At 41.2% G+C, this 19,157-nt stretch carries 16 protein-coding genes; 8 read left to right on the top strand and 8 right to left on the bottom strand.

Going from position 1 to position 19,157, the window contains the following annotated elements; all coding sequences use genetic code 11:
• Positions 1-17 precede the first annotated feature (17 nt).
• The 5 genes from FQV37_RS00960 (at position 18) to infA (ending at position 5,960) form a co-directional block, all read left to right on the top strand.
• Positions 18-1,775 carry a type IV pilus assembly protein FimV gene (locus FQV37_RS00960; protein ID WP_160020923.1) on the top strand — a complete coding sequence of 586 codons (1,758 nt, stop codon included), beginning with the start codon at positions 18-20 and terminating at the stop codon, positions 1,773-1,775.
• Between the two features lie 51 nt (positions 1,776-1,826).
• Positions 1,827-3,476 (top strand): FimV/HubP family polar landmark protein, encoded by a 1,650-nt coding sequence (locus FQV37_RS00955; protein ID WP_160020922.1) that lies wholly within the window; start codon positions 1,827-1,829, stop codon positions 3,474-3,476.
• A gap of 163 nt (positions 3,477-3,639) precedes the next feature.
• Complete coding sequence (locus FQV37_RS00950) at positions 3,640-4,740, top strand: asparaginase (RefSeq protein WP_240990901.1); 1,101 nt, start codon at positions 3,640-3,642, stop codon at positions 4,738-4,740.
• 43 nt (positions 4,741-4,783) lie between these two features.
• Positions 4,784-5,617, top strand: a complete 834-nt coding sequence (gene truA / locus FQV37_RS00945; protein WP_160020921.1) for a tRNA pseudouridine(38-40) synthase TruA — start codon at positions 4,784-4,786, stop codon at positions 5,615-5,617.
• 121 nt (positions 5,618-5,738) lie between these two features.
• Positions 5,739-5,960, top strand: a complete 222-nt coding sequence (gene infA, locus FQV37_RS00940) for a translation initiation factor IF-1 (protein ID WP_021814850.1) — start codon at positions 5,739-5,741, stop codon at positions 5,958-5,960.
• Between the two features lie 253 nt (positions 5,961-6,213).
• On the opposite strand, the gene FQV37_RS00935 is transcribed toward infA, so the two are convergent.
• From FQV37_RS00935 to leuC, 5 genes are all read right to left on the bottom strand, one after another.
• Positions 6,214-7,335 carry a L,D-transpeptidase family protein gene (locus tag FQV37_RS00935; RefSeq protein ID WP_160020920.1) on the bottom strand — a complete coding sequence of 374 codons (1,122 nt, stop codon included), beginning with the start codon at positions 7,333-7,335 and terminating at the stop codon, positions 6,214-6,216.
• A 360-nt stretch (positions 7,336-7,695) separates the two neighbouring features.
• Entirely contained in the window at positions 7,696-8,799 is a 1,104-nt protein-coding gene (leuB, locus tag FQV37_RS00930; protein ID WP_160020919.1) for a 3-isopropylmalate dehydrogenase, read from the bottom strand.
• Positions 8,800-8,855: 56 nt separating this feature from the next.
• A complete protein-coding gene (locus tag FQV37_RS00925) occupies positions 8,856-9,581 on the bottom strand; it encodes a hypothetical protein (RefSeq protein WP_160020918.1) in 726 nt (241 codons plus the stop codon).
• A 137-nt stretch (positions 9,582-9,718) separates the two neighbouring features.
• Positions 9,719-10,369: a 3-isopropylmalate dehydratase small subunit gene (gene leuD / locus FQV37_RS00920; protein ID WP_160020917.1), complete on the bottom strand. Its 651-nt coding sequence runs from the start codon at positions 10,367-10,369 to the stop codon at positions 9,719-9,721.
• Between the two features lie 142 nt (positions 10,370-10,511).
• Entirely contained in the window at positions 10,512-11,930 is a 1,419-nt protein-coding gene (gene leuC, locus FQV37_RS00915; RefSeq protein ID WP_160020916.1) for a 3-isopropylmalate dehydratase large subunit, read from the bottom strand.
• Positions 11,931-12,294: 364 nt separating this feature from the next.
• Between leuC and FQV37_RS00910 the strand changes: the two genes are divergently transcribed.
• The 3 genes from FQV37_RS00910 (at position 12,295) to FQV37_RS00900 (ending at position 15,361) form a co-directional block, all read left to right on the top strand.
• On the top strand, positions 12,295-13,167 hold the full coding sequence (locus FQV37_RS00910; protein WP_101205469.1) for a LysR family transcriptional regulator: 873 nt from the start codon (positions 12,295-12,297) through the stop codon (positions 13,165-13,167).
• A gap of 453 nt (positions 13,168-13,620) precedes the next feature.
• On the top strand, positions 13,621-15,120 hold the full coding sequence (putP, locus tag FQV37_RS00905; protein WP_160020915.1) for a sodium/proline symporter PutP: 1,500 nt from the start codon (positions 13,621-13,623) through the stop codon (positions 15,118-15,120).
• Between the two features lie 64 nt (positions 15,121-15,184).
• Positions 15,185-15,361 (top strand): hypothetical protein, encoded by a 177-nt coding sequence (locus tag FQV37_RS00900; protein ID WP_160020914.1) that lies wholly within the window; start codon positions 15,185-15,187, stop codon positions 15,359-15,361.
• 335 nt (positions 15,362-15,696) lie between these two features.
• Here the strand turns inward: FQV37_RS00900 and FQV37_RS00895 are convergent, their stop codons facing one another.
• From FQV37_RS00895 to FQV37_RS00885, 3 genes are all read right to left on the bottom strand, one after another.
• Complete coding sequence (locus FQV37_RS00895; protein WP_102094927.1) at positions 15,697-17,052, bottom strand: outer membrane protein transport protein; 1,356 nt, start codon at positions 17,050-17,052, stop codon at positions 15,697-15,699.
• A gap of 383 nt (positions 17,053-17,435) precedes the next feature.
• Complete coding sequence (locus FQV37_RS00890; protein ID WP_160020913.1) at positions 17,436-18,656, bottom strand: OmpP1/FadL family transporter; 1,221 nt, start codon at positions 18,654-18,656, stop codon at positions 17,436-17,438.
• Between the two features lie 223 nt (positions 18,657-18,879).
• Entirely contained in the window at positions 18,880-19,137 is a 258-nt protein-coding gene (locus FQV37_RS00885; protein ID WP_160020912.1) for a SlyX family protein, read from the bottom strand.
• Between the last annotated feature and the right edge of the window lie 20 nt (positions 19,138-19,157).

Raw genomic sequence — 19,157 nt, 5'->3', positions numbered from 1 at the left:
TTTGTAAAGGACTATTCATGTCTTGTCATTTATCTCGTCGCTTGACTCCTGTGCATCGCGCGGTATCGATGGCATTACTTTATTCTGTAGGTTTGGCCGCTATTATTCCAAGCGCGCAAGCGGCAACTATCGGTAAGACCGTGGTTAGCTCAGCTCAGCATGAACCGTTGAGCGCAAGTATCGTGGTCACTGACATACGAGCGTCTGATTTTTCAGCAAGCTTGGCCAATCCAGTTATCTATCAACAGATGGGATTGACGCCGACTGATTCAATGCAGGTGCGCTTTCAAGCAACTTCAGCGACTAGCGGTCAAGTATTAATCAGCACATCACAGCCTGTGTCCAAGCCTTTTGCTGATTTGGTGTTATCGATCAATGATAATGGGCAGCAAAATGTCGTACCAAAAACATTATTAATGCCGTTAAGCGATAGTCTACCGATTAATAATGCTTCCAAGAACAGTGTTAAAGGCACTCAGAAACTCAATTTACCAAATGTTTCTGCAAGCGCTGCAAAACCGTTAACCGTAAGAAAAGGTGCACCGCCGCCACTAATATCGGTATCTAACGCTGCTGCAAATAAACCAGCTCTAGCAAACATAGCAACAGTTGACTCTTCTATTTCTAGATCAGTGTCTAACATACAAGCACCGACAGTGACAGCTACTTCGCAGACTAGCAACTTTACTTACGCGCCTAGTCGACTTGATAATGGGCGCTTAAATAGCGACTCTGATATAAAAAACACTATCAGTAATGCAAAGAATACTGGTAACGGACTTAGTTCAGCGAACCGTTTAGATAGCAGTTTCTTAAATGCAAACAACAACACTGAAACTACGAAAGTTAGTGCCAATGATAACGCCAAAGCAAGTATTAAGAACACTCCTATCTTAGATAAAGTATTGATTGATAAACCACTCGACACTCTAAATATTCAAGTCACACGGCAGATACAGCCGAGTCGTAAAAAAATAGACGCTGACGCATCACCCGTACCTACTCCGACTACTAGCATCATAGCAAGCAATACTGAGAAAAATGATACTAGCGTCTTGGCGGCTTCTATTGACAATACAACTTCGAAAACCGCTAATAGCGCTATCAATAATGCGTCTTCAAATGATAGAGCAATAGATAGTACGACAACTAATCAATACCAAGTACAACGTAACGATAGCCTATGGATTATTGCTCAGCAGATCGCGCAAGAAAATAATCTAGATACTTCCATTGTGATGAAGCAAATTCAGTCACAAAACCCTGATGCCTTTATCAATAAAGACGCAGATCAATTAAAAGCAGATGCTAAGCTTATTTTGCCTAGTTACGATGTCATACCATCGCAAAAAAACTTAGAAGCAGCTATCGATGCACAAAGACAATATATTCGCAGAGCAAATACAGCAGCGATGCAAAAAACAGCTCAAAGACCTTTTAAAAGACCCTCTATAAGCATGCAAGCGGCCAAACGCCCTGAAAAAGTCACTACGACTAAAACACAGACTTTATCAAAAGCACAATTTTCTGTGCTTGCGCCCGGGCGAGATGGTAATGCAGATGGCACTCAAGCCAAAGCGGCATCAAACACAGGGAATGGTTTGAGTACAGATATATTAGAGACACTCAAAGCATCACGGCAACAAGCAGCATCACAGGCCCAACGTTTATCAAGTACCAGTAGCACTCTTAGTAGCTATACTAAAAAAATTCAATTACAAAACCAAAAATTGGCTGAGCTACAGGCTCGTCTCGAAAAATTACGCAATCAATAATTGCCTAACTGACTCATACATTAGATTGTGATCACAGGCGTAGGAATAACTATGGACAATATGCTATATATCATCGCCGGATTGGCGCTTATTCTGTTAGTGGCTGCTTTATTCTTGCGCAAAAATAAGGCGCAAAAATCGTCATCATCGCCTATTAATGCAAGAAAAGATACGTCTACTACATCACCAAAAGTAGATTATGGTACTCCTACCCACACTAATGTCAGCAATAGCCATAAATTTGACCATATCACTATTGCTCAGCGTTTTATGGATCAGCAGCGCTATGACAAGGCGATCGAAACCATTAAACGTGGTCTAAGTGAAAAACCTCATAACAGTGCATTGTCTCTTAAACTACTCAGCATATACGCGACGATAAATCAGCCAGAAGATTTTAATAATATTTATGAGTCTATAAGAAATCATAACGACAGTCAGACTATCGCTCAAGCAGACGAGATAAGAAATCTATCGTTTGATGAATTAGAACCTGCCGCTGCGCAAACACTGGCAACGGACAATGCCAAAGATGATTTTGACGCTATCGACTTCGATTTGCCTATTAGTCAGAATGATAGTACTAATACAGTAGATCACCAGTCAATTGAAGAAAGTAATAACGATACTGCAATAAATGAACCTATCGACAGCTTAGAGTTATCAGACAAAGTCGATAATGTTAGTTCTATTACCGAAAATCCGAATGATAGCTTTGATCTGACGCTCAGCGATTTAGAGAACGATTTCGCTGCGCCTAATATGACAAGTGAAACGCCTGTCATACCGTTAGACAATGTAGATAACGACGTTTTAGAGAGCTCTGCTAACGATAATGTTAGTAATAACGAAAATGACGATCTTAGTGACTTTGAGTTTGACTTTGATTCATTTGATGATACTTCGAATGAATCATCTATAGACACTAACCTCTCACATGATGACAATGAGAAAGCAGTACTAGAAGAAGACTTTATATTAGACTTCGATGATTTAGCAGCCGATGCAGACAAAGACGACGTCGTCACTAATGACATATCTACGAATTCAGAACCACACTCTATTGATACTATCCAAAACGGTGAAGATGACTTTGCTTTATCTTTGGGCAGTCTAGATACATTAGATGATATCAATACTGTCTCCAATGACGACCTATCTACGACTGAAAACGACAGTAGTTTCGACAATTTCATTCTGGAAAATACTGATTTTGGAAACAGTACTTCTGAGAGCACGACCTTTGAAGAAGAGAGCTTTACAGATATTAATTTCGAGGAACCATTACTCAATGATGATATCGAGATTAATGATGTTGAAGAATCGAATGTCGCACCTACTGCATCATTGAGGTTTGATGACAATACGCTGATAGACGATGATTTTAATATTGACGATGCTGATTCTCTATTCGACGCTCCGTCGACCAATACTCCAGTCTCTACAGCTGCGCCAGTTGAGAGTGACACTTCTATCACGCCTCAAGAGACTGAATCAGCAGAAGACTTCTCATCACGGTTCGCAGCAGATTTTGATTTTGTAAAGTCGTTAGACAGTAATCAAGTGACGTTAGACTTGGCAGATCAATATCTGCAACTGGGTGAATATGACAGTGCAAAGCGTCTACTCAATGAGGTGATAGCTCAAGGTACCAGTGAGCAGAAACAGCAAGCACAGCTATTACTTGAACGTACTGCGTAGTTAATAGTCTAGTCTCTTATCAGCAAGTACTTCCTAATCACGGAATGTTTGCTGATTTTTTTTGCATTTAACTCTAATACTATCTATTATTGAACCCTTCAGCCATCGTTGCTCAATCCTCTAGCGCCTCTTTTCTTCCATAATTGTTTACTGTGTTGATACTATGCCATCTTCTGTTATGCTCAAAAATCTACCCGATCCTATTCAACTGATTTATGCTGGTGGTACCTTTGGTAGCTACGGCAGACCTTTAGCGCCACTATCAGCAGAAGTGTTTTTGCCTACCCTACAAAAGCTTTTATCTGCACAAGACAGTACGAGTAACTTACCGACAGTCTCATGGTTAGAAAACACCCTGATCAAAGACAGCAGCCAACTTACCCCTAGTGATTTTACGCATTTCTATCAACTACTACTAAATGCTTATACCAAAGGTGATAGACGCTTTGTACTCATCACTGGCACGGATACGTTGAGTTACTTAGGCGCATTTTTAGCAGAAGCGTTTGCAGGTAGTGATATTTGTATTGTTCTGACCGCAAGTATGCGCCCATTATTAGACAGTGAAATATTGCATTCCTATAACATCGACGAACATAGCGATGCTTGGGGCAATCTCAACAACTCATTAAAACTAGCCGCTGCTGGCGAATCAGGTGTGAAGATTAGTTTTGGGGGTGAATCATGGCCTGCTCAAACGGTACAAAAAATTCACAGCCATGATCTGATGGCATTTACTGGTCATTCTCGCGCCGCTTATCCAGCCAATAGCTATATAAAAAATCTACCTGACACGCGTAGGCAACATTGGCTTGATGACCAACAAGACTTGCTGTCCATTATTAAAGCACGCGCTGAAAACGCGAGTGTTCATGCTCTATACTGCCTACCTAACGATGTTTCGATGATAAACAACCAGCTACAAGCTTTATTGTCGCAGCCACCATGTGGCATTATTCTACTAGGATTTGGCTCCGGTAATATCCCTTACTCAGCTGCACTAGCAGAGACACTTAACCTTGCTCATGAGCGTGGACATATGGTGATATCGGCCAGTCAATGTCCGTTTGGCGGCGTCAGCGACAGCTATGCGGCGGGCAGTTGGCAGTACGAGCATCATGTCATTGCTGGTGGGCGTTTGACCATACCTGCTATTTATGCCCGATTACTATGGTTGTTACTTCGCTATGATAGTCCAGCAAGACGCAGACAGCGTTGGTTAAATAACGTCAATCAAACTGGCACTAGCATCAAAAAGCGATAAGCACCTTTTAATTAATTCCCACTTTATAAGTTTAGAAACCCTAATGTCTGAGACTGAAATTATCGAAACTGAATCAACCTACACTTTAGCGATTGCTATTGAGTTCTTAGGAACTCATTATCATGGCTGGCAACGACAACGAGAGGTTTTGGGCGTACAAGAAGCCTTAGAAACAGCTATCGGCAAAGTGGCTAACGAGCCTGTAGAAGTCATCGCAGCTGGGCGTACTGATGCCAGTGTACATGCTAGCAATATGATTGCCCATTTTACAACTCATGCGTATCGTCCTACTCATAATTGGTTGCGTGGTGTAAACAGCTTACTTCCCGATGATATTGCTCTACGCTGGGTACAACCCATGCCAGCTGATTTTCATGCGCGTTTTGGTGCTATTGCTCGTCGCTATCGTTATATTACGCTCAATCAAGCACAGCGCCCTGCCATACTAAATCATCAAGTAACTCATATCTATGATCCGCTTGATTTAGAAGCCATGCAGCAAGCAGCAGCCGATATCGTCGGTACACATGATTTTAGCAGTTACCGTGCTGCGGCCTGTCAATCCAATCAACCGGTGCGTACGACTAGCCATGCCAACCTTTTTGCTCATGGCCAATTTATCGTTTTTGATATACAAGCAGATGGATTTTTACATCATATGGTTCGCAATTTGATGGGTACATTATATGCCATTGGTAGACATGAGCTAGAACCAGCAGATTTTTTGAATATTTTGCACAAAAAAGATAGAACGATTGCACCACCTACCGCTTCAGGTGATGGACTATATTTTATCAATGCCTATTATCCTGAACGTTTTCAAAGCTTATTACCAGATGCACCCCTAACGCCTCTTTGGTTAAACCTACCTGACTAAATCGATATAATTTGACATACATATCACTCACATGCTGTCAAGTAAAAAGCAGGTTCGTATTGCTTTAATCCGCTAACTTACGTATAATATGGGCTTATTTTTTAATTGATTGATACAAATTATGGCAAAAGACGATATTATTGAATTTGAAGGCGAAGTCATTGATACCCTTCCTAATACTTTGTTCAAAGTTCGTTTAGAAAACGGGCACGAAATCATTGCGCATATTTCTGGTAAGATGCGTAAGCATTATATTCGTATCTTGACAGGTGATAAGGTTAAAGTTGAAATGACACCTTATGACCTATCTAAAGGCCGTATCACCTACCGTGGAAAAAACTAAATACTGACTGACCAATATGGTTATGAAAGTATTAGCATTGGTAAGATACAGCCAATAGCCGAATAGCTACGTTATAGCTGATATGACGCTTGGGTAGTGAAACTGATAATAATAATGAAAATGCTAATCTGCTCATTATTGCCTATCAATATTTTAGTTATTTAGTATTGACTGTTTCTACTTACCACAAAAAATACCGCTAGATTTTAGCGGTATTTTTTTGTCCATTTTTTATGATTTAGTACTATCACATTTAACTAAATTCGACAGTCGCGCCGTTTTTTATGACTCCGAGCAAACTAAGCGCATCCCAATTGGTCAAACGCACACAACCTGCTGATGCTTGACGACTGATACGAGCAGGATCTGGCGATCCATGAATGCCATAAGTTGGTTTACTAAGTCCAATCCATACTGAACCCACTGGATTGTTAGGACCTGGTGGAATGATAGACTTGCTACCGTCATTGGCCGTATAAGTATAGTTGGGCTCATGCACCTTTACCTTGACAGTATGCGTACCTGTTGGTGATGGTGTCGCTGTACTACCCACTGTCGTCGGATAGCTAGCAATCAAGTTATTGTTCTCATCATAAGCGTAGAGTGTCTCAGTGGCTTTATCAGCGACAACGCGATGCACAGGCTTAGTGTTAGGATTGCCAGGGTTGTATACCGTGATAATTTCACCCGCAGTAAAACTGGCATCAGGATTAAGCGATTTTAAATATTTCTCACTGATATGAAACTTCTCTGCCAATGCCTCAGTAAGACTTTCGTAGTACATTCCCTCAAGCTTGGATTTGGCAACAGAATCAGCAGGTATGGTTGTGGTTTTGACATTCACGTCTGCTTCAGTAAGCTGATAACTAACTAGTACTGGTTGAGTCGTGAGCTTCTCATTTTTGGTCAGCGCTTGCCACGTCTCAGCGTTTAACGTATCAGTTACGTCTAAACCATTCGCTTTTTGAAACGCCTGCATGGCTTTGCGAGTATTTTTGCCCCAGTAGCCATCGACAGGCCCTACTCCGTTATGATGCCAGTTTAATAGAGCCTGCAGCTTTGTTCCTATATTACGATCGATCTCTGCATCCGCCGTCCAAGTGACATTGTTTATCTTTTTTGCATTGTCAGATAGGTTCTCAGTTGTGTATTTAATAGTAGGCAGTAGCTTATTCAATGAAGTCGCAGCTTTGCTATCTCCTGTTAATTTTTGACTTACGCCATTAGTCACTGGACTCATTTCAGCCGGAGACTTGACTCTATCACTTGAGCTCACACTATCCGTTGTCTCTGCTGCAATGCTTTGCCCCATGAATAGTAAGCTAGAGAGACTAATCACTGTTAATGCTTTACTGATTCTTGTTAATTGATACATGTAATACTCCTCATTTAAAAAGTTCTATTTTTATTTTCAGTTTTCAAATACTACAGTTTTTTGGATTTTTAGAACTTACCTTTGGCATCTAGATTTTGGATATTTTACTTTTGCTAAAAGCGAAATATTTTAGCTCCTTTATAAGCTACTAATATTGTCATATTACCTTGTGAGCATATAACAGCTTTGTGTTAAAAGGAGCTTTGTTGTACAGCGTCTCTGTTAATACGATACTTATAGATAAGCTAACAAATAAACGATAAAAAACCCATACGCCACTTGGTAGCCTATGGGTATACAACACGCAAACTAAGACTGTGGAAAATGCTATATAGGAATAGCCTTTAAACGCAAGTTAACTTATATCAGTTTGGCCAAAACCGCTTGACCCATTTCTTTACAGCCTACCTGCTTAAGTCCAGCTTCGCTGCTATCTAAAATATCTAGCGTACGTAAACCATCATCAAGCACATCACTGACTGCTTGCTCAATTGCTTGTGCCGCTTCTTCTTGCTTGAAGGTGTAACGCAGCATCATAGCAACAGATAAGATAGTCGCTAATGGATTAGCTTTATCTTGTCCTGCGATATCAGGCGCTGAACCATGACACGGCTCATACATGCCCTTACCTGACTCATCTAAGCTCGCTGATGGCAACATACCGATAGAGCCTGTCAACATTGCAGCTTCATCAGATAGGATATCGCCAAACATGTTTCCCGTCACCATGACATCGAATTGTTTAGGATCTTTAATCAACTGCATGCAAGCATTGTCAGCATACATATGTGATAACGCCACATCACTATAGTCAGCTTGCTGCATCTCGATCATCGTCTGTTTCCACAGCTCGGTGACTTCCAATACATTGGCTTTATCAACTGAACATACCTTAGCTGCTGTGCCTGCTGCTTGTGCACGCGTTTTTGCTAATTCAAAAGCAACTTTACCAATACGCTGAATCTCACTTGTACTATACACCATCGTGTTATAGCCTTGCTGCTCACCATTTTCTAGTGTGCGAATACCACGAGGCTCGCCAAAATAGATACCGCCTGTCAGCTCACGAACGATCAATAGATCTAAACCTGAGATAATTTCAGGTTTGATACTAGAGGCGTTAGCTAACTGTGAATAGAGCTTGGCTACGCGTAAGTTGGCAAATAAACCAAGCTCACCGCGGATTTTTAATAGACCGCGCTCAGGGCGTTTACTACGCTCGATTGCATCCCATTTAGGACCACCGACCGCACCTAGCAATACGGCATCTGCGGCGCGAGCACGGGCCAATGTCTCATCTGGTAAAGGCTCACCAGTTGCATCAATAGCCACACCGCCAATCAATCCAGACTCAAGCGTTAAATCAAGTGAAAACTTATCATTGATAGCTTTGAGCACGTCAATGGCTTGGGTCATAATTTCAGGGCCAATACCATCACCCGCTAATGTTAAAATCGTTGCCATACTGATCCTTTTGGAAATATTTTTATTGGTTGATTATATTTTTGAGCTTTTCAGTCTCATATTTTATGCTGCCATTTTTTGGCTTTGGGTGCTGATGTTACTGCTTTGACCATACCCGTCTCTACAAACTCGCCTTGATGCTCAGCGTCTAGTTGCTTGCAGAATCGGCGCTGTACTTGAGTACCTTGCAATAGCTCAATACATAAAGGCTCAGGTGATGCTGTGTCTAATAGACTGCCTGATTTTTCGGTGTTCTTTTTTTGATAAGCGCGCAACTGATAAGTACCTGCTTCAGTGAAATCATGAATCATCGCGAAACGCTCAATATAGCCCATATTGTTTTCTGGATAAAAATTAACATGAACCTCGTGTTTGGCAGGCATGACCCGTGCATAGTAGTTGGTCAATCCTGGCATACTCGAAGGCGCTAACGGCACAACTTTTATGGCATTTTTATTGACGAGTGGCGTCATATCCATATTCATTGATGTTTTTGCCATACCTTCTTGACGTGGTAAGGCTGTCATAATCTGAGGATTGATTGGCTCGTGACTATTAGGCGCGATAATGAGTGTTTTATCTATCTGCACAATTTCGCAATGATATGTACCCACACAGGCAATATTTACTTCACCAGCAATAGGTTTAATTTTACCCACCCATGCTTCAGCACTCTCTGCTTCATCTATTTTTTGATAGCCCGTCAATAGCTGACAGCCTGACAATAATAAGCTTGCAGCAACGATTGTACTTGTCCATAGAGCATAACGTTTTGTATTCATAATGGCGGCTACTATTCAAGAGAGATAATAAAATGTAGTGAAAAACTATTCTTCATTTTAGACAGTTCACCGCCATAACTCAACGCTGCGTTGCGACTACTCGCAGTTTTATAAGCAGTAGACTATAGAATGACCCTCTACGCTCTTACGTCGTTAAATATCCACGGTGTTTTTTGCATCATTTGTTGCTCATAATTTTTGATAGCATCACTTTGTTGTAAGGTTAAACCAATGTCATCCAATCCGTTTAACAAGCAATGTTTGCGAAAGGCATCCACTTCAAAGGCATACTCTTCACCAGTTGGTGTGATAACGACTTGACGCTCAAGATCGGCGGTCAACTCATAGCCTTCGTTATCAAAAGTTGCCTTCATTAACGTATCTACAATCGCTTCATCCAACACAATCGGTAACATACCGTTTTTAAAGCAATTATTGTAGAAAATATCTGCAAAACTAGGCGCAATTACCGTACGGAAACCATACTCTGATAACGCCCAAGGTGCATGCTCACGACTAGAGCCACAACCAAAGTTTCTACGTGCTAGCAAGATAGTAGCACCTTGATAACGCGGTTTATTCAATACAAAGTCTGGATTGATGACTCGTGTGCTGTTGTCTTGACCAGGATAGCCTTCGTCAAGATAGCGCCAATCGTCAAATAGATTCACGCCAAAACCTGTACGTTTAATAGACTTCAAAAACTGTTTTGCGATAATTTGGTCGGTATCGACGTTTGCGCGATCTAACGGGCAAACGATACCTGTTTGGGTGTTATAAGCTTGCATAAAATTTCCTATCAATTATATTTTTGCTGGCTGATGATCTTGATAAGCGTATTGAACAGTAAATAATTTTTTACCATCTTTGACGTCATGCTCATATATTTATCGTTGATATAAGCATAATATCAGTTACTTATTATCAGACTTAAAACGTACGAACGTCTACAAAATGACCTGCCAATGCTGCTGCAGCTGCCATTGCTGGGCTTACCAAATGCGTACGACCACCATTACCCTGACGACCTTCAAAATTACGATTAGACGTTGAGGCACAGTGCTCTTGCGGCTCAAGCTTGTCTGCATTCATCGCAAGACACATTGAGCAGCCCGGCTCACGCCATTCAAAACCAGCTGCGGTAAACAAGGCATCTAAGCCTTCTGCTTCTGCTTGCAGTTTCACTTGTCCAGAGCCTGCAACAACGATCGCTTCCTTTACGTTATCAGCAACTTTGCGACCTTTGATTACCGCTGCCGCATCACGTAAATCTTCGATACGTGAATTGGTACATGAACCAATAAATATACGGTCAAGTTGAATATCCGTAATTTTCTGACCAGCTTCTAGCCCCATATAAGTATAAGCGCGTAACCAGCCTTCTTCTTGAGCTTCATCAATGGCTTGATCTGGTGTCGGTACAGATTGCGTGATATCTACCACCATCTCAGGCGATGTACCCCAAGATACTTGCGGTGCGATCTGACTACCGTCGATTTCCACTACAGTATCAAATACCGCGTCATCGTCTGAATATAGTGTACGCCAGTAGGCTTCCGCTTGTTCCCATTGTGCTTCGCTTGGCGCATATGGACGACCTTTAACATAGTCAATCGTCGTTTCATCGACCGCAACCATACCGACACGCGCGCCTGCTTCAATCGCCATGTTACAGACGGTCATGCGACCTTCCATACTCATGTCTTCGAACACTTGACCTGCAAATTCAATCGCGTGTCCTGTTCCACCTGCTGTACCGATTTTTGCAATAATAGCTAACACCACATCTTTTGAAGTGACACCAGCACCAAGTTGACCAGTGACACGGATCTGCATATTTTTTGATTTCTTTTGAATCAAACACTGCGTTGCCAATACATGCTCAACTTCGGAGGTTCCGATACCGTGAGCCAAGCAACCAAGTGCTCCGTGGGTCGCTGTATGCGAATCACCGCAAACAACCGTCATACCCGGCAAGACCAAACCTTGCTCTGGACCGACCACGTGCAAAATTCCCTGACGCGCATCATTTATAGTAAATTCAGCAATATCAAACTTGGTGCAGTTATCGTCCAACGTGACAACCTGCAAGCGTGATACTTTGTCTTTAATCCCCGGTACTCCTTCTAAGCGCTCTTTTGTGACGGTCGGCACATTGTGATCTGGACTGGCAATGTTAGCCGATAGACGCCATGGCGCTCTATTTGCCAACTCCAACCCTTCAAATGCTTGTGGACTCGTCACTTCGTGCAACAGGTGGCGGTCGATATAAATCAGGCTCGAACCATCGTCTCGCTTAGTGACTTCGTGAGCGTTCCAAAGTTTGTCATATAACGTTTGACCAGCCATGTTGCTATCCTTTATAGGTTACTAATTACTTAATTTTTTACTTACTTGCACATTGCCAAGCTAAGATGCTATGTCTATCTATAATTTTTAATAATTACTGTCATATCTAAGATTTAAATATTATTTCCTCATGAGACTCAACATATGACTAAAATTAACGCTTAAAATACGTTTTAAGTGGCAAATAGCCAGTTTTTCAGAATAAATATGTCACAATACGCCTCGATGTCTTGTGATTATAGCAGGCAAATCCTATAATAATAATTGATGATTTTTAACCAGACGCAAACTTTTATTTCTAATACGTTGTGATTGGGTCAGCCAACTTTTATTTATAGCTCCTAGAGTAGCTAAGGACATTCGTTTGAACACCACAAACTTGACGACATTCGTTACCGTTATGCACACTGGCAGTATCTCAGGCGCCGCAGAAAAGCTGTTTATCACGCAGCCTGCTGTCAGTAAACGTATCAAAAACTTAGAAGACGAGTTTAACATTACCTTGTTTGATACGGTAGGACGTGGAATTGTACCTACTCAAGCTGCCAGTGAAATGCTACCTCATGCCAAGCGTTGGCTGGAAGATTATGAGAACTTTAAAATCAACTTGCAGCATTCTCAGCATATCGTTTCTGGCAAATTAGTCATTGGTACTAGCCATCATATTGGCCTACATCATTTAGCACCTGTCCTTAAACACTTTATTCAAGCTTATCCAGCTGTTCAGTTAGAAGTACACTTCGTAGATTCTGAAAAAGCTCATAAAGCAGTACTAGATGGTGATTTGTCTTTAGCCTTTGTTACGCTTCCACCTGTCTACGATAAGCGCTTAACTTATCACACGCTCTGGTCAGACCCTCTTTATTTTATGACGGGTACGCTATCACCTTTGGCTACTAAATCTAATGTGACGTTGGAGCAGTTAGCGCGCTATCCTGCCATTTTGCCTTCTGCCAATACCTTTACCAGTCAGATTACCTTGGCTGAGTTTGCCAAGCACAATCTGAAGCCTTATGCCACGATGAGCACCAACCCTCTTGAGTCTATCCGTATGCTGGTATCTGTTGGTCTTGGTTGGTCAGTACTACCACAAACGATGGTCAGTCAAGACTTGGAACGTATCGATATGGCTGACAATATTGAATTACAACGCTATTTAGGTGTGGTCATCAATCCAAAATTAACTCAATCTAGCAGCGTGACCGCCCTACTAGACTTACTTGCGCCTATTGAATAAAAAGAGCTCGCTATAACAGTCTAACCATTAAGCTATTCGCATTTGTGACTCTCATGCGTTATAATACGCTTGACGTTGTTTTTATAACAAAAATTTACCACAAGGACACTGATAGTCATATATTGAATACTTCTAGTAAGATATGATGTTTAACAGTAGGTTTAATGGTTTAGATTGAATAGGTTGCTAATACTCATATATAAATAGCAGATGCGAGCAATAACAATAGATAAGTGGAATGCGATGTTCCCGTTGTTCTCTATCTCTATATGAGTGCTAGCCATAGAACAACATCAATCATATATAACTACAGAAGATACTGAAAAAAGCCATTATGTCTCAATTAATGGCTTTTTTTGTCTTTAAATATTGTTTTGGACATCGCCTTGTAGGACAGAACTTTTATAGTTAAAAAATAATTACAGCCAACCATGTTGGTTAAGGACAATTTATATGAACGGAGTTTCTAGTGGCGTGCTGATATCACTCGGCGCCTATTTCTTAGTGATGATTGGGATTGGTGTTTACGCTTATTTTAAGCAAGCCAATGATACTGAAGGCTATATGTTAGGGGGTCGTAACTTAGGCCCAGCAGTAACCGCACTTTCTGCAGGTGCATCAGATATGTCAGGTTGGTTACTACTTGGCTTACCTGGTTATATGTTTGCCGATGGTGTGGTCAGTATTTGGATTGCACTAGGTTTGACATTAGGTGCATTATTAAACTATCTCATCGTAGCACCTCGCCTTCGTGTTTATACCGAAGTGGCTGACAACGCTATCACCCTACCTGATTATTTCGCCAACCGCTTTGAAGACAAGTCGCACATGCTACGCGTCATCTCAGCCGTGGTCATCATTCTATTCTTTACCGTCTATACCGCTGCAAGTCTTGTCGGTGGTGGTAAACTCTTCGAAAGCTCACTAAATCTATCGTATAGTACTGGCCTATGGGTTACTGCTGGTGTGGTTGTGGCTTATACGCTATTTGGTGGTTTCCTAGCGGTATCTATGACCGATTTCGTACAGGGCGTCATCATGCTGTTTGCCATGGTAATCGTACCTGTCGTTGCCTTTACTGATCTTGGTGGTATTTCAGCCACTACAGAAGCGGTTAGAAACATCGACCCTACCCTTTTAGACGTTACTAGCGGTATGAGTGTCATCGGTATTATTTCGTTAATGGCATGGGGCTTAGGTTACTTTGGCCAACCGCATATTATCGTACGTTTTATGGCGATTCGTTCAGTGAGAGATGTACCGACTGCACGTAATATCGGTATGAGCTGGATGGTTGTAAGTCTTATTGGTTCACTAATGACTGGTTTTGCTGGTCGTGCCTACGTACAAAAAACTGCGATGACGTTGGATGATCCTGAGACTATCTTCTTAGTATTCACTCAGTTCTTGTTCCACCCATTGGTTTCAGGTTTCCTATTAGCAGCTATTTTAGCGGCAATTATGAGTACTATCTCATCACAGCTATTGGTTGTATCTAGCTCTCTAACCAAAGATGTATACAAACTATTCTTTGATAAAGATGCACCAGAAGCTCGCCAAGTATTGGTTGGTCGTATCTCAGTTATCATCGTTGCTATTGTTGCCATTATGCTAGCGTCTAACCCAGATAGCTCAGTATTGAACCTAGTTTCTAACGCATGGGCAGGATTTGGTGCTGCGTTTGGTCCATTGGTTATCTTCAGCTTAACATGGCGTGGTATGAACCGTAATGGTGCTGTTGCTGGTATGGTTGTTGGTGCATTGACTGTTATCCTATGGATTTATGGTCCTTTCCAAGTAGATGGTATGGCACTAAATAGCTGGTTATATGCTATCGTTCCAGGCTTTATCTTAAGTACTATCGCTATCTTTGCCGTTAGTATTATGACTGGTGGTCCAAGACCTTCAGTTTCTGCAAAGTACAAAGAGATGGAGTTAAACTTAAACAAATAAGTTTACGTAATGTCTTAAGATTATTGCTATAAAAAAACCTCGTCATTATTGGCGAGGTTTTTTTATGAGTAACGATTTAGTATATGCAATCTACTACAGTATCAAACCAAGAGAACTTATGGCAAGTAAGACTAGAGTATGGACAGCGATAGTAGTATCTAATAGCTCTGTGATGGATATACTAAGCCAGCTTATCCTAGCCTATCTGGCAATCCAACTACTGCTCACTTCTACGAAGTAAGCCTTTATCAACAATACTTCTTTTCTTAATATCACATTTGATTATCTATTTAGATCTTTTCCTTGTGTACCTCAAGTATGCTACGTTATTAACAACTCATTCGGTAAGGTACGAGTGCGTATAGGTTCTTAAATGCAAGGGTATTTGCTGTATATGGACACTAAGCTAAACTAGGCAAATAAAATGTAGTCGTGCTATATGAATTAGTACTATAAAGATTATATTTGCTGTTCTATCTATATTTGAGAACTTACAGTCAAATAGGTAATAGAAAGCCCATAAAAAAGCGACCTATGATAGGTCGCTCTTTGTTAGGTTGCTATTATAAAGTCAAATTATCTCGCTTGATAAGATAGCTTCACACCAGCGATAAAGCCGTCATTATCTTGGAAATCACCAACGATCTTTCCACTAGGTAGACGACCTTTTGCATCACCGAACCATAAGTATTTACCACCAGCAGACACTGCCCAGTTTTCCGTCACGTTGTATTTGGCACCAAGACCGACGCTGTAATAGCCATCGACAGGACCTAACGACGTTGTTGGATCACCGGCACCACTATCCCAACCCACAGTACCACTTATAGCAAGTGCAGGCGCGACACGCTTGGCAAGACCAAGCTCCACTTGCCATTGGTCATCTTCGTATTCAACCAAGTCCAAACCATCAGGGCCGTAATTACGTTTACTAACGTCATTATATAATGGTGGTGTGATGGCAAAATCGCTCCATGGTACCCAACGGACTTTTGCCGTTGCTAAAGTAGTCGGATTGATACCTGTTTGGAAATCAAAGTTGACTGATTTAGGGGTTGTAATCTCATAATTACTGTTCCGGTTAGCAGCCGCAGCCCCTATAGCCGCTGCCTGTGCTGGAGTCGCTCCTTGCTGCAAAGCAGCTCCTTGAGCCAAAATACCTGCTATAGGATAATTCTCAGAGATATCTATATCATGGTCAATCTCAGAACGATAAGTCAACGCTGCTTTTAGAGCAATTTCAGGCTTGCTATAGGCAATACCTGCTATATAACCGTAATCCATATCAGGATTGCTGTTTGAGGTATAACCACTAGCAGGCCCATAAGCTAAGCCACGCAGCTTGGTTTCAGATTGGATACGCTGAGCAACTGGACCACCATAAATTTGGAAGTTTTTATTCGCGCCGAACTTCATACCAAGGATACCCGTTAGGCTTTGGCTACGAACTTCTACATTGGTATTTTCACCTGCAGTACTTGCTTCGGCTAGTGCTATGGCACCTGCAGTCTGTGGGTCTACACCATCACCTACCAAAGCCCCTCCTGAAGCATTCCTGTCTTCACTTGCCACAAAATTGCTTTGAGTATACTCAGCAGCAGCACCAAATGGCTCATCGTATAAGATACCAACACTGAAAGTATCGTTAATATCTGCTTTTACGCCATAACGGAAGAAGTCATAAGATTCAGCAATGTCGCCCGTTTTATTGCCGCGCTCATAGTCATTTTGGCCAGGGTTGACATTCGCACTATCGTAGCCGCTTACATCAGCGTCAATATAAGTATAGACCGCTTCAGCGTAAGTGCCATCTTGAAAAAAGGCAGTGACATCTTGACCTGAGCGATCCAGACCAGCAGCGTTGGTTACGCTAGCAACAGAGAGAGTAGCAATAGCTACTGCGAGGGTTTTCAAATGAAAGGTAGTGCGCATTGTGTATCTCCAACGGTCCTTGTTGTATTAATACTTTAATAACCATTATGTAGCATTGCTATGCTCGATATTGATATTACTAAAGTCTTGTCCTAAGTTGAATACTAATGCCTTTTTGACACTAAAACAACAATTAAAGTGCTTTATTTCTAAATTATGACTGAACAGTACAAATAAGATATATATAGAAAGTTGACGTTTACTTCTCGCCTCTATTATGATTTTCGATATAATACTTATTAATACCAAGCAACTATTTACTTTTCTTAAAACTTTCTAAATATATTTTTATTAAGAAATCGTTCACAAAAAAAAGCGACTCTTGAAGGGTCGCTTTTTTATCAATAACATTTAAAAAATTTGCTATATAGCTAAGTTGTGAATTACTGAGCTTGGTAAGAAACCTTTACACCAAGTACAAAGCCATCGTTGCTTTCGAAGTCACTAACAATCGTTTTACTTGGGATTTGTCCTTCTGCATCACCAAGCCATAGATACTTACCACCAGCTGATATCGCCCAGTTTTCAGTGACATTATATTTAGCACCTAGACCCGCGCTATAGTAACCTTCCGTAGGCCCAAGTGAGGTAACAGGGTTGCCAGCACCACTATCCCATCCGACGGTACCACTTACCGCTAAAGCTGGAGCCAAACGTTTTGCCAGCCCTAATTCTACTTGCCACTGATCATCGTCATAACTAACCAAATCTAAGCCTTCAGCAGGAATACCCGCGCCTTGAGGTATTGTTGCCAATACTTGACTAACGTTATTGTACGATGATGGAGTAATCGCAAAATCACTCCATGGTACCCAACGTACTTTGGCAGTCGCTAAGGTTGTTGAGTTGATACCTGTCTGGAAATCGAAGTTTACTGATTTTGGTGTCTTAATCTCAATACTTTCACCGCTATTTGTTGGAAGTCCAAAAAGAACAGCGTTTGGATAACTTTCAGAAGCTTGAGCATTATGTTCAATCTCAGAACGATACGTTAACGCCGCTTTTAATGCAATTTCAGGCTTACTATAAGCAACACCAGCTAACCAGCCATAATCTTGGTCAGCATTGATATGTGTACTATAACCATCTGCTATAGAATAAGCTTGTCCACGTAGTTTTACATCAGCTTGGACGCGTTGAGCGACTGGGCCACCATATACTTGGAAATTCTTATTTTCGCCAAATTTAGCACCTAGGATACCTGTAATGCTTTCAGTACGTACTTCTACATTAGTACCTTCACCATTTCTAGGTGAAGCAGGATTTTGATCTACGAAATTGTTTTCGCCAACGTAGTCAGCGGCAGCACCGAAAGGCTCGTCATATAAGATACCAACACTGAATGTATCGTTGATATCTGTTTTTACACCGTAACGGAAAAAGTCATAAGACTCTGCGATGTCATCGATCTTATTACCTGAGGTATCTTTACCGGTAACGTCAGCATCGATATAAGTGTAGACAGCTTCTGCATAAGTGCCGTCTTGTAGGAATGCGGTGATATCTTGGCCTGAGCGATCAAGGCCAGCAGCACTAGCGACGCTAGCAACAGAAAAAGTAGCAACAGCTACTGCAAGAGTTTTTAAATGAAAGGTGTGGCGCATTTTATATCTCCAAACATCCGCATTGTTTTACTGTTTTACCAAGTATTAATTAATAGGTAATCAGCATCCGAGGTGGGAGATAGTAAAGAATTTTTAACACTAAAACAACTACAAAAACACATTATTTCTATGTTATGACCACATAGTCATTAGACAGTATCTATATGTAAAAATACGTATATATCTTTTGTCATTGAAAGCTTTTCTTTCTAATTCTAACTTACTAATAGTGTGGTGGTCTGTCTGCCATTACATCAAATGGTGCAATACCACTTTCTGTATCCTGACCTTCAATTTGCTTATAAATCAGCTGTAATTGACGTTGCAGCGTATGAATATCTCTGTCTTGTCGCGTGATTACCTTATCCAGTCGTTCGACGGTTACTTCAAGGTGCGCTAGGCTCATTTGCAAATCGATTACTTGTGCTTGCAAATCATTTTGAATATCAGAAGTATTATCTGTAGTTTTAGGTTGGTTCATATTTTTCTCTAAATTATAGT

The organism is Psychrobacter nivimaris, from assembly GCF_009812035.1.
Lineage (GTDB): Bacteria > Pseudomonadota > Gammaproteobacteria > Pseudomonadales > Moraxellaceae > Psychrobacter > Psychrobacter nivimaris.
The sequence above is the reverse complement of the archived record's forward strand: the minus strand, read 5'-3'. Positions and strand labels throughout refer to the sequence as shown.

Coding starts and splice junctions, on each gene's coding strand:
- FQV37_RS00890 (WP_160020913.1), bottom strand. CDS start 18,656: ATGCGCCACACCTTTCATTTAAAAACTCTTGCAGTAGCTGTTGCTACT.
- FQV37_RS00895 (WP_102094927.1), bottom strand. CDS start 17,052: ATGCGCACTACCTTTCATTTGAAAACCCTCGCAGTAGCTATTGCTACT.
- FQV37_RS00955 (WP_160020922.1), top strand. CDS start 1,827: ATGGACAATATGCTATATATCATCGCCGGATTGGCGCTTATTCTGTTA.
- FQV37_RS00960 (WP_160020923.1), top strand. CDS start 18: ATGTCTTGTCATTTATCTCGTCGCTTGACTCCTGTGCATCGCGCGGTA.
- FQV37_RS00900 (WP_160020914.1), top strand. CDS start 15,185: ATGAGTAACGATTTAGTATATGCAATCTACTACAGTATCAAACCAAGA.
- FQV37_RS00950 (WP_240990901.1), top strand. CDS start 3,640: ATGCCATCTTCTGTTATGCTCAAAAATCTACCCGATCCTATTCAACTG.
- leuD (WP_160020917.1), bottom strand. CDS start 10,369: ATGCAAGCTTATAACACCCAAACAGGTATCGTTTGCCCGTTAGATCGC.
- FQV37_RS00935 (WP_160020920.1), bottom strand. CDS start 7,335: ATGTATCAATTAACAAGAATCAGTAAAGCATTAACAGTGATTAGTCTC.
- FQV37_RS00885 (WP_160020912.1), bottom strand. CDS start 19,137: ATGAACCAACCTAAAACTACAGATAATACTTCTGATATTCAAAATGAT.
- leuB (WP_160020919.1), bottom strand. CDS start 8,799: ATGGCAACGATTTTAACATTAGCGGGTGATGGTATTGGCCCTGAAATT.
- truA (WP_160020921.1), top strand. CDS start 4,784: ATGTCTGAGACTGAAATTATCGAAACTGAATCAACCTACACTTTAGCG.
- infA (WP_021814850.1), top strand. CDS start 5,739: ATGGCAAAAGACGATATTATTGAATTTGAAGGCGAAGTCATTGATACC.
- putP (WP_160020915.1), top strand. CDS start 13,621: ATGAACGGAGTTTCTAGTGGCGTGCTGATATCACTCGGCGCCTATTTC.
- leuC (WP_160020916.1), bottom strand. CDS start 11,930: ATGGCTGGTCAAACGTTATATGACAAACTTTGGAACGCTCACGAAGTC.
- FQV37_RS00925 (WP_160020918.1), bottom strand. CDS start 9,581: ATGAATACAAAACGTTATGCTCTATGGACAAGTACAATCGTTGCTGCA.